The 9,181-nt window shown below is 55.7% G+C and carries 11 protein-coding genes; all 11 read right to left on the reverse strand.

Annotated features, from left to right (window positions below; translation table 11 throughout):
* Positions 1–71: 71 nt before the first annotated feature.
* On the reverse strand, positions 72–1,319 hold the full coding sequence (locus tag Q1K23_RS05680; protein ID WP_300363163.1) for an EAL domain-containing protein: 1,248 nt from the start codon (positions 1,317–1,319) through the stop codon (positions 72–74).
* 2 nt (positions 1,320–1,321) lie between these two features.
* The gene (locus Q1K23_RS05685) at positions 1,322–1,489 is read right to left on the reverse strand and encodes a hypothetical protein (protein WP_300363165.1); all 168 of its coding nucleotides are present in this window, start codon (positions 1,487–1,489) and stop codon (positions 1,322–1,324) included.
* On the reverse strand, positions 1,489–2,658 hold the full coding sequence (locus tag Q1K23_RS05690) for a pyridoxal phosphate-dependent aminotransferase (RefSeq protein ID WP_300363168.1): 1,170 nt from the start codon (positions 2,656–2,658) through the stop codon (positions 1,489–1,491). The genes Q1K23_RS05685 and Q1K23_RS05690 overlap by 1 nt, the downstream gene beginning before the upstream one ends.
* Positions 2,659–2,842: 184 nt before the next feature.
* On the reverse strand, positions 2,843–3,091 hold the full coding sequence (locus Q1K23_RS05695; RefSeq protein ID WP_300363170.1) for a hypothetical protein: 249 nt from the start codon (positions 3,089–3,091) through the stop codon (positions 2,843–2,845).
* Positions 3,092–3,139: 48 nt separating this feature from the next.
* Positions 3,140–3,844, reverse strand: coding sequence for a serine O-acetyltransferase (gene cysE / locus Q1K23_RS05700; RefSeq protein WP_300363171.1), 705 nt, complete (start codon positions 3,842–3,844; stop codon positions 3,140–3,142).
* A gap of 27 nt (positions 3,845–3,871) precedes the next feature.
* Positions 3,872–5,740, reverse strand: coding sequence for a biosynthetic arginine decarboxylase (speA, locus tag Q1K23_RS05705; protein ID WP_300363173.1), 1,869 nt, complete (start codon positions 5,738–5,740; stop codon positions 3,872–3,874).
* Positions 5,718–6,932: a histidine--tRNA ligase gene (gene hisS, locus Q1K23_RS05710; RefSeq protein WP_300363175.1), complete on the reverse strand. Its 1,215-nt coding sequence runs from the start codon at positions 6,930–6,932 to the stop codon at positions 5,718–5,720. Before hisS ends, speA begins: the two co-directional genes overlap by 23 nt.
* Complete coding sequence (tmk, locus tag Q1K23_RS05715; protein ID WP_300363177.1) at positions 6,929–7,510, reverse strand: dTMP kinase; 582 nt, start codon at positions 7,508–7,510, stop codon at positions 6,929–6,931. The genes hisS and tmk overlap by 4 nt, the downstream gene beginning before the upstream one ends.
* Positions 7,511–7,514: 4 nt before the next feature.
* Positions 7,515–8,012 (reverse strand): pantetheine-phosphate adenylyltransferase, encoded by a 498-nt coding sequence (gene coaD, locus Q1K23_RS05720; RefSeq protein ID WP_300363178.1) that lies wholly within the window; start codon positions 8,010–8,012, stop codon positions 7,515–7,517.
* Positions 8,009–8,536: a UbiX family flavin prenyltransferase gene (locus Q1K23_RS05725; RefSeq protein WP_300363180.1), complete on the reverse strand. Its 528-nt coding sequence runs from the start codon at positions 8,534–8,536 to the stop codon at positions 8,009–8,011. Before Q1K23_RS05725 ends, coaD begins: the two co-directional genes overlap by 4 nt.
* The coding region (gene flgA, locus Q1K23_RS05730) for a flagellar basal body P-ring formation chaperone FlgA (protein WP_300363182.1) at positions 8,533–9,181 on the reverse strand (649 nt) is incomplete at its 5' end. The genes Q1K23_RS05725 and flgA, both read right to left, overlap by 4 nt.

Consider the following 9,181-nt stretch of genomic DNA (forward strand, 5'->3'; position numbering starts at 1 on the left):
TCTTTTATTTCAAATCAAGCTGGCATACGCCAGCTTTCTCAACACTCAACACTCAACACTCAAAACTCCCCTTACGCATTCATCGTTTTAAGCGCTTCGTCGAAGGCGTTGACCTTTTTCATCGCTTCCAGAGAGAGTTTGTTGATGGCGTCGGGGGAGAGATGGTACTTCGTGACGATCTGGTTCAGCTTTTTGACATCGTTGTTTTCGATGATGCGGACCATGTTGAGGAGCTGGCCGTAGAGACCGTCCGCTTCGAAGAGGGCGTTTTCTATCTCCTCCGAGACGTGGAGATGGTGCAGGATCTCTCTGGGCGGTCGGTGGAAAATCAGGTGCACGAGGGAAAGCATTCCCACGAGGTAGGCGGTCTCCTGCATCGATTTGGTGGCATTCGGTTTGATCAGTTTCAAAAGCCCCACCATCAGTTCCGTGCGGTTGATGACCATCAGAACGAGGGGATGGTTGCCGTTGTCTCTTTGCGTCTCTTTGGCGAAAAGCATCACCAGAAGCCACTGGGAGAGCTGATTGCGCCCCAGGAGCGTGATGAGATGGCGGATCGAGGTGACGGTCTGCCGCAGTGAAAAGAAGGGTGAATTGATGAAGCGGAGCAGCTGCAGGGTGATCGTGTGCTCCCTTTCGAAGGCTTCGACCAGTTCGTCGGTGGAGGCGTCGTTGCGGATCAGGTTCCAAAGCAGCAGAATCGCGCCCGTTTCCGCATGTATCGGATACTCTTCGATGACTTCGGGCTGTTTGAAAAAGTAGCCCTGGAAGTAGTCGCATCCCATTTCGAGCATACTTTCATGAGCTTCTCTCGTCTCGATTTTCGAACAGATCGTCTTGATACCGTGCTCTTTCGCCGCGTCGATGATCGCCTTGATCGTCGCTTCGTCGAGGGCTTCGTGGTCGATTTTGATGTAGGAGATCAGATCGAGAATGTGGGGGAGTTTCACCGTTTCGGGATCGTGGAGATCGTTGATGGCGAAAGTGTAGCCCTGCTCTCTGTACTTTTCGAGAATTTCGATCAGTTGGGGATCACGCATATCCTCTTCGAAGAGTGCGAAGATCAGACGCTCTTTCGGGAGGGCTTCGATCAGTTTCCGTTTCAGGAAAAGAGGTGTGATCTTGATGATACCCCGGTGGAGACCGATGACGTTTTCGACACCGATGACATTGATCAGGTTGTTGACGGCGGTGGCCGTCATGACGGTGCCTTTGTCCACCTCTTCGTCCGGCTTCTCGCCCCTGAAGAGTATCTCATAGCCAAAAAGCCTGTTGCGTCGATCGACGATCGGCTGCCTTGCGATGTAGAATGCGTCCATGTTTACCTCTTTTTTCCTCGTGTCGCGTTGATCTCCTCGATCCATTTCGTCGTGCTGCCCTGTCTCGTCTCTCTGTCGTTCTGGGGTGTTTTATGGCTTTTCGTCGGGAAAAAATATCCCAGTACCACCAAAATCAGTGCCGCCGCCAGAAAGATGAGAAACGCCTGCATCAGCGGTAGCTTTTGACGAACTCGGCGATGCGTCCGATCCCTGTGCGTATCGTTTCGATGTCGCTGGCGAAACTGAACCTGAAGTAGCCGTCCGTACCGAATCCGGCTCCCGGAACGACGGCGATGCCCGCGTTTTCGAGCATCGCTTTGGCGAACTTCATCGAGTCGGGCTCGATCGCCTTGTGGTTGACGAAGAGATAGAAGGCTCCTTTGGGCTTGATCACGGAGAGACCTTCGATCTCGTTGAAGAGACGTGTCGCCTCGTCACACCGCGCTTCGAAGGCCTGGCGCATCATCTCGATATCGGCATCGGCGCTGCCGTCGAGTCCTTTGATGGCGGCCAGCTGCGTGATGGAGTTGATGTTGGATGTGCTTTGGCTCTGGAGCTTTTTCATCGCCTTCACGAGATCGCGGTCGGCACTGGCACAGTAACCGAATCTCCATCCCGTCATCGCGACGGACTTGCTCAGGCCGTTGATCGTGATCGTTCTTTTGAACATATCTTCGCTGACCGATGCGGTGGCCGTGAATTTCGTGCCCTCGTAGACCAGTTTCTCGTACATCTCGTCGCTGGCGACCAGGATGTCGGTCCCTTCGAGCACCTTGCCGAGCGCTTCGAGCTCCTCTCGGGAGTAGACCGATCCCGTGGGATTGGAAGGTGAAGTGAGAATGAGCATTTTCGTTTTGGGTGTGATGGCCGCTTTCAGCTGCTCGGGCGTGATTTTGAACGCCGTGGAGTCGTCCGTTTCGATGGCTACGGGCACGCCCTCGCTGTATTTGACCAGTTCGGGGTAGGTGACCCAGTAGGGTGCGGGGATGATCACTTCGTCACCCGGGTTGATCGTCGCCTGGAAGAGATTGAAAAGAGACTGTTTGGCGCCGTTGCTGGCGATCACCTGGTCGGTCGTGTAGTTCAGGCCGTTGTCTCTTTTGAGCTTTTCGACGATCGCCTCTTTGAGTTCGGGAATGCCGTCGACCGGGGTATATTTCGTAAAACCCTCCTCGATCGCCTTGATGGCGGCATCTTTGATCACCTGGGGCGTGTCGAAATCGGGTTCGCCGGCGGAGAATCCCAGAACGTCCTTTCCCTCTCTTTTGAGTTGCTGGGCGAGGGATGTGATGGCGATGGTCAAAGATTCCGAGAGTGTCTGAATTCTGTTTGAAAGCATTCTTCACCTTTTTTTCTTTCGATTTTATCCAAATTAACGGGAGCAATCCCTTAATCGGAGATTCGAAACGGGGAAAAAGAGGAAAAGTCCGTCAGAAAACCAAAAAGCGGAAGAGAGAAGGAGGAACTTTTTTGAAAAAAAGGCCTCCTCTATGGTTGATATTAGAAGATATGAAGGCGATATGTCACTTTTTCACTGTTTCGCAGTCGGTATCGACCGATCCGTCTCTGTTGAATTTGACGGTGACACCGAACTGCTCGTCATCTTCGTATTTGATGTAGCGGACACCGTCGACACAGAAGTAGGAGACGTTGTCCACGTCGATTTTGCCGTGCTTGATTTCGGAAGCTTTGACCTGCGCCTGTTTGTTGCCGCAGCCGGCGAGGAGGAAAAGTCCTGCCAATGCCATCGAGATGAGAAGTGTTCTTTTCATATCCGTTTCCTTTATTCGTTTTGTTCGATAGTCGATGATTGATATTTTTTATTGTTTCATGGATTTGATAAAGGCTTCGTAAATCTCGTCGAGTTTCTGATCCTCTTCGAGAAGCTCTTTGTGTTCGGGGGCGAGTATGTGTTCGATGACGGCCACCCGTTTGAGGAGATATTCGAAGAGTTCCTTGTCGATGTCGGGAATTTTGTTGTGGCTCAGAGGGCTCTTGTCGCGTCCTTTGGTCACCACTTTCGCCGGAATGCCGACGGCGGTCGATTCGGGCGGTACGGAGCGGACGACGACGGAGTTGGCGCCGATTTTGGAGTCGTAGCCGATCGTGATGTTTCCCAGGACTTTGGCGCCTGCGCCGATGACGACACCCCGCTCGATGGTAGGGTGGCGTTTGCCGGGGTTGAGGGAGACGCCGCCCAGGGTGACCCCCTGGTAGATCGTCACGTCGTCGCCTACGATGGCGGTCTCGCCGATGACGACGCCGATCCCGTGGTCGATGAATACGCGCCGGCCGATCGTGGCGGCGGGGTGGATGTCGATATTGGTGATGAACTGGGAGATACCCATCCAGATTCTCGCGACCAGTTTCAACCCTTTTTTATGAAACCAGTTGGCGATGCGGTAGTTGACGATGGCCCAGACGCCTGGATAGTTGAAAAAGAGTTCGAATTTCGAATGGATGGCCGGGTCGCGCCTGTAGACGCTTTTGAAATCTTCTAGTATGAGCCTGTAAAGCGGTGGCACCGTTCTCCTCCTTCGAAACCGTATGGGTTATTCCGCAAAATTGATGGTCCTAAGATAACCGTTTTCGCTGAGATAGAGGTAAAGTTCTCCAAGTATCTCTTTGCGTTCATCTTCCTCTATCGTATCGGACTCTTCGATCATCTGACGTATGCGGCGCTCGATCTCTTTGGTGTCGTAATCGATGTCGTCGAGCACGTCGAGAATGGTCTGGGCTTCGAGAATTTTTTCGATATGGTAGGACCCATTTTCGTCGAATCTGACGATCGCTTCGGTGGGGTGGGTAAAGAGGTTGTGCCGCATTCCCAATATCTCCTGATAGGCGCCCACCTTGAAGAAGCCCAGGAAATACTCCTCCTGCTCCACGTCCACGTCGTGAAGATAGAGGGGGTTGTCGATGTTGAAGGCGATCTCGCCGTCGGAATCGCAGGTGATGTCCCAAAGGCTCGCGGACCTCGTCGGCCTCTGATCGAGACGGTCAAGCGGCATCAGGGGGAAGTTCTGTCCAAGCCCCCAGTAGTCTGGCAGGGACTGGAAGATCGAGAAGTTGACCAGATAGCGCTCCTGGACCCGGTCGAGAATGTCCTTGATCTCTTTGGAGGGTTTGTTGCGGAGCAGTTCGAGGGCCTTTTTGATGATGAGGTGGACAAGCGTTTCGGTGTTGGCCCGGTCGGTCAGGTCGATGTAGCCCAGATCGAAAAGCGTCAGCAGCGATTCCATGTGGTCGAGAGCGTCGTGGAGGTATTCCCGGGCGTTCTTGGCCGTGATGGAGCGGTAGAGGTCGTAGAGCTCCTGCACCAGCGGAGGGTTGGTCTCCTTGAGCCGCAGGATCTTTTCGCTGTATTCCTGGCTGAAGAGTTCCAGGACCGGCGCGACGAGGACGGCGTGGTTGGCGGCCACGTAGCGGCCCGACTCGGTGAAAATGGTGGGTTCGCGTACATCCTTGGCCTGGGAGATCTCCTTGAGCAGAAAGACGACGTCGTTGGTGAACTCTTCGAGGGTGTAGTTGCGGCTGGTCTGGCCCTCCTGCTGGCTGTACTCGACGGCCAGGCCGCCGCCGATGTTGATGGCTCTGAGGTTGTCGGCACCCATTTTCCGGAGTTCGGCGTAGATGTTGCCCGCTTCCCGGATCGCTTTCTTGAGCGGGGAGATGTGCTTCATCTGCGAGCCGATGTGGAAATGGATCATCGAGAGGCGGTCGGTGAGGCCGTGGGTCTTGAGCAGATCCATCGCCTCGAGCAGTTCGGTGGAAGTGAGGCCGAACTTGGAGCTGTAGCCGCCGCTTTTGGCCCAGATGCCGATACCGCCGGTGTGCAGTCGTATCCGCAGTCCGATCTTCGGGACGGGGCTGCCCAGGCGCTTGGCCTCCTTGATGATCAGCTCCAGTTCGTTGATCCCCTCGATCGTCAGGGTGATGTTGTGGCCCATCTTGGCCGCCAGGAAGCCGACGGAGATCAGCTCCTGGTCCTTGAAACCGTTGACGGTGATCGGTTTGCCCAGGTTGGTGTAGGCCATGGCGAGGATCAGTTCCCCCTTGCTTCCCGCTTCCAGACCGTATTCCAGGTCTTTCGTCGCCTCCATCAGGGGGATGACGAAGCCGGGAAACTGGTTGACCTTCAGAGGGAAGACCGCCTTGAACTTCCCTCCGTAGCCGAACTCCTTTTTGGCCCGTTCGAAATGGTGGAAGAGGTTGCGGACATTCTGAACCGCCAGATGGGGAAAACGCAGAAAAAGGGGGCCTTTGTACCCTTCGTCACGGAGTCTTTTGGTGATTTCGATGAGAGAGGGCCGGCAGCCGTGGTTGACTTTGACCAGGCCCTCTTCGACGACGAAGTTGCCGTCGCCCCAGAGATGGATGCCGTAGCTTCGCTTCGGATCAGTCGAATTCGCTGATGGCAACGCGCTTCTCCTCTTTTGTTTCGAGATTTTTCACCCAGATCTCACCCGTGGAGAGTTCGTCCTCGCCGATGACGGCACAGTACTCCGCACCGAGCCGGTCGGCCGCTTTGAGGTGGGCTTTGAGGGACTTTTTGTTGTACTCGGTAAAGACTTTCGTATCACGGCGCTTTTTGTGGGCCAGATCGACGATCGTATCGAGGGCTTCGGGGACCATCACGCCCAGATAGATCCCTTCGCGTCTCTTTTCGGGCATCTTGACCAGATCGAGGATCCTCTCGATGCCCAGGGCGAAACCGACGGCGGGTGTCGGTTTGCCTCCCAGAAACTCCACCAGACGGTTGTAGCGTCCGCCGCCGGCGATGGCGCTCTGGGCGCCGATCTCGTCGCTGACGAATTCGAAAGCGGTGCGGGTGTAGTAGTCCAGACCCCGGACCAGTTTCGGGTCGAGTTCGTAGGGGAGGGCGTGGGCGTCGAGAAGTTTGACGAGAGTGGAGAAGTCGGCGTCACAGGTTTCGCAGAGCTTTTCGGTGATGACGGGCGCCTCTTTCAGAAGGGCCTGGCAACTATCGACTTTGCAGTCGAGGACGCGGATCGGGTTGGTTTCGATGCGGCGCTGACAGTCTTCGCAGAGTCCGTCACGGATATCGTTCAGGTGGGCGATGAGGTGTTCTCTGTATCCGGGCATGCATTCGGGGCATCCGAGGGAGTTGATCTTGATCCTGTAGCCGATGCCAAGGGCGTCGAAGATATCCTTGATCATCAGGATGATCGTGAAATCCTCGTAGACGCTCCCTTCGCCGAAGCTTTCGCAGCCGAACTGGTGGAATTCCCGCAACCGGCCTTTCTGGGGGCGTTCGTACCGGAACATCGGTCCGTGGTAGTACATCCGGTGGACGCCTCCCTTTTTGTCGAGCTTGTTCTGGATGAACATGCGGACCACGCCGGCGGTCCCTTCGGGCCGGAGGCAGACGTCGTGGCCGCCCTTGTCGATGAACTGGTACATCTCCTTGCCGACGATGTCGCTGCTTTCGCCTACGCTGCGTTTGAAGAGCTGGGTCTCTTCCAGCAGCGGGGTCTCGATGTATTCGTACCCGTAGCGTTCGGCGATCTCCCCGGCGGTTTTCAGGACATGGACGAACTTTTCGTTGTCGGGGGAGATGATATCTTTCATTCCGCGAAGTGCTTGAATCATAGACGTTCCTTGATATGCTGATAGATGGTTTCGGTGATGGTTTCGAGAGGATCGGCCGCGTCGACGACGAGATGGTCGATATCGAGCAGATCGACCAGCTCTCCCATCGTCTTCTGTACCTCGAGCATGTAGTCGATGCCCCGTTTTTCGATGGCGTCGCCGCTCTTTTGGCCCAGGCGTGCGCTCAGGGTCTCCCTGTCGATACGAAAGAGTATCACCGTGTCGGGAAAGATGCCGTCGGTGGCGAAGCGGTTGAGTTGCAGCAGCATGTCGACGGCGATCTTTTCGTGGACATGGGCGTAGGCGATGCCGGAAATGAAGGAGCGGTCGCTCAGGATCAGCCTTTCGAGGTTGGGACGGATGATACGTTCGGTGTGTTCGGCCCTGTCGGCCAGAAAGAGCAGGGCTTCGCTGCGGGGGTGGATGTTTCCCTCATCGAGCAGTATCGTGCGGATCTTCTTTCCCAGCGCCGTGCCGCCGGGCTCCCTGGTGAGCACACAATCGTCGAAACGTTCCCGCAGTCGCGCGATCTGGGTGCTTTTGCCGACGGTGTCGATCCCTTCGAAAACCACGTACATCGGATTACTCTTCGTGCCCGATCGGGGACTGGATCATCGTATGGACCTTCGGGGGCAGGAGGTGGGCACAGGAGGCGCCGTGGCCCAGGATCGAACGCACAACCGAGGAGCTGATGAAGGCGTTTTCGAGGCTGGGCATCAGGTAGACCGTCTCGATCTCGGGATCGAGGGAGGCGTTGGCGTATCCCATCTGGAGTTCGTACTCGAAGTCGCTGACGGCCCGCAGACCGCGGATGATGATCTTCGAATCCATTTCTCGGCAGAAGTCGACCAGCAGGCTCGAAAAGCCTTCGACGGTGACGTTTTCGATCTTTTCGCAGGCGGCTTTTGCCATCGCGATGCGCCGCTCGTGGGAAAACATCGGTCTCTTTTCGCTCGATTTGGCGACGGCGACGACGATCTCGTCGAAGAGGTGGGTCGCCCGGACGATGATGTCCATATGGCCGTTGGTGATCGGGTCGAAGGTACCCGGATAGATGACGCGTTTGACGTTTCGTTTCATGCTTCCTCGATTTTCCAGCGTTTGTAGAGATCGTTTTCGATGCCCAGCAGGTCGAACCATTTGCCCACGATGAAGCGCTCCATCTCCTCCACCGTTTCGTGATCGCCGTAATAGCCCGGTATCGGCGGCGCGACGACGACGCCCAGGCGCGAGAGCTTCAGCATGTTTTCGAGGGCGATGGCGCTGAAGGGCATCTCCCTGGGGGCCAGCAGCAGAGGCCTGCGCTCCTTGATCATCACGGCGGCGGTGCGGGTGAGAAGATTGTCGGCGATGCCGCAGGCGATCTTCGCCAGCGTGTTCATGCTGCAGGGGGCGACGATCATTGCGTCGCTGGGAAAGGAACCCGAAGCCACAGGCGCGGCGATGTCGTTTTCGTCGTAGATTCGCACGTTTTCATGGGTGACGACATCCCGGGCACTTTCCGAAAGGATCAGGTAGGGCTCCACGCCTTCGGGAAGATACTCCAGAACCCTGTAGCCCAGCTGAACGCCGCTGGCGCCGGTGACGGCGACGATCAGCCTCATCGGATCTCCACCCTTTTTCTGCCTGTGACGACACCACGTATCGCTCTGCCGTCCGTTTTTTTCACCGTGATATTGTCTCCTATGTATCCGTTCTGCATCGCCGTCGCCTCGAATTCGATATGGACGGGACCGTCTTCGTAGACGCAGAGAACCCTTTCGTTTTTCGTCACGGCCGGTATGGGCTGCACCATCTTCCGGGTGACGATTTTCCCCGGCGCGATGTTCTGCCTGGCCACGTAACGTCCCTCGATCGGATCGCTCAGAGGGATGTCGTGGAGTCTGACGAAGGGTATGACGTCGTACTCGAGTGCGTTCAAGCTGATCATTTTATCTTTTTTTATTTGATGATTGGCTTTATAGACGCCGATCGTCGCATCGAGGGCGTATTGGAAAAAGTGGCGTTTTCTGCCGCATTTGACGACGAAGGTTCCGCTCTTTCTACGCAGACCGCTTTTGGAGAGTTTCAGTGAACATTGTGGGGTAAAAGTGAATCTCTCCCGTTTCGAGCCCGTGGGTTTGACGGTGACGGAGCGGATATCGATGGTTTTATAGCGCTTTTTGTAAGCCTGGACGATATGCCGGGTGATTTTCGGGTCCTGGCGGATATCGGTGCGCTCGAAAGTGACGATACCGCTTTTGGGTGGG

This window comes from Hydrogenimonas sp., from assembly GCF_029933015.1.
Classification (GTDB): domain Bacteria; phylum Campylobacterota; class Campylobacteria; order Campylobacterales; family Hydrogenimonadaceae; genus Hydrogenimonas.

Excerpts from the sequence above, each read along its gene's own strand:
- Q1K23_RS05680 (WP_300363163.1), bottom strand. The coding sequence starts at position 1,319 with ATGGACGCATTCTACATCGCAAGGCAGCCGATCGTCGATCGACGCAAC.
- Q1K23_RS05685 (WP_300363165.1), bottom strand. The coding sequence starts at position 1,489 with ATGCAGGCGTTTCTCATCTTTCTGGCGGCGGCACTGATTTTGGTGGTA.
- Q1K23_RS05690 (WP_300363168.1), bottom strand. The coding sequence starts at position 2,658 with ATGCTTTCAAACAGAATTCAGACACTCTCGGAATCTTTGACCATCGCC.
- Q1K23_RS05695 (WP_300363170.1), bottom strand. The coding sequence starts at position 3,091 with ATGAAAAGAACACTTCTCATCTCGATGGCATTGGCAGGACTTTTCCTC.
- hisS (WP_300363175.1), bottom strand. The coding sequence starts at position 6,932 with ATGATTCAAGCACTTCGCGGAATGAAAGATATCATCTCCCCCGACAAC.
- tmk (WP_300363177.1), bottom strand. The coding sequence starts at position 7,510 with ATGTACGTGGTTTTCGAAGGGATCGACACCGTCGGCAAAAGCACCCAG.
- coaD (WP_300363178.1), bottom strand. The coding sequence starts at position 8,012 with ATGAAACGAAACGTCAAACGCGTCATCTATCCGGGTACCTTCGACCCG.
- Q1K23_RS05725 (WP_300363180.1), bottom strand. The coding sequence starts at position 8,536 with ATGAGGCTGATCGTCGCCGTCACCGGCGCCAGCGGCGTTCAGCTGGGC.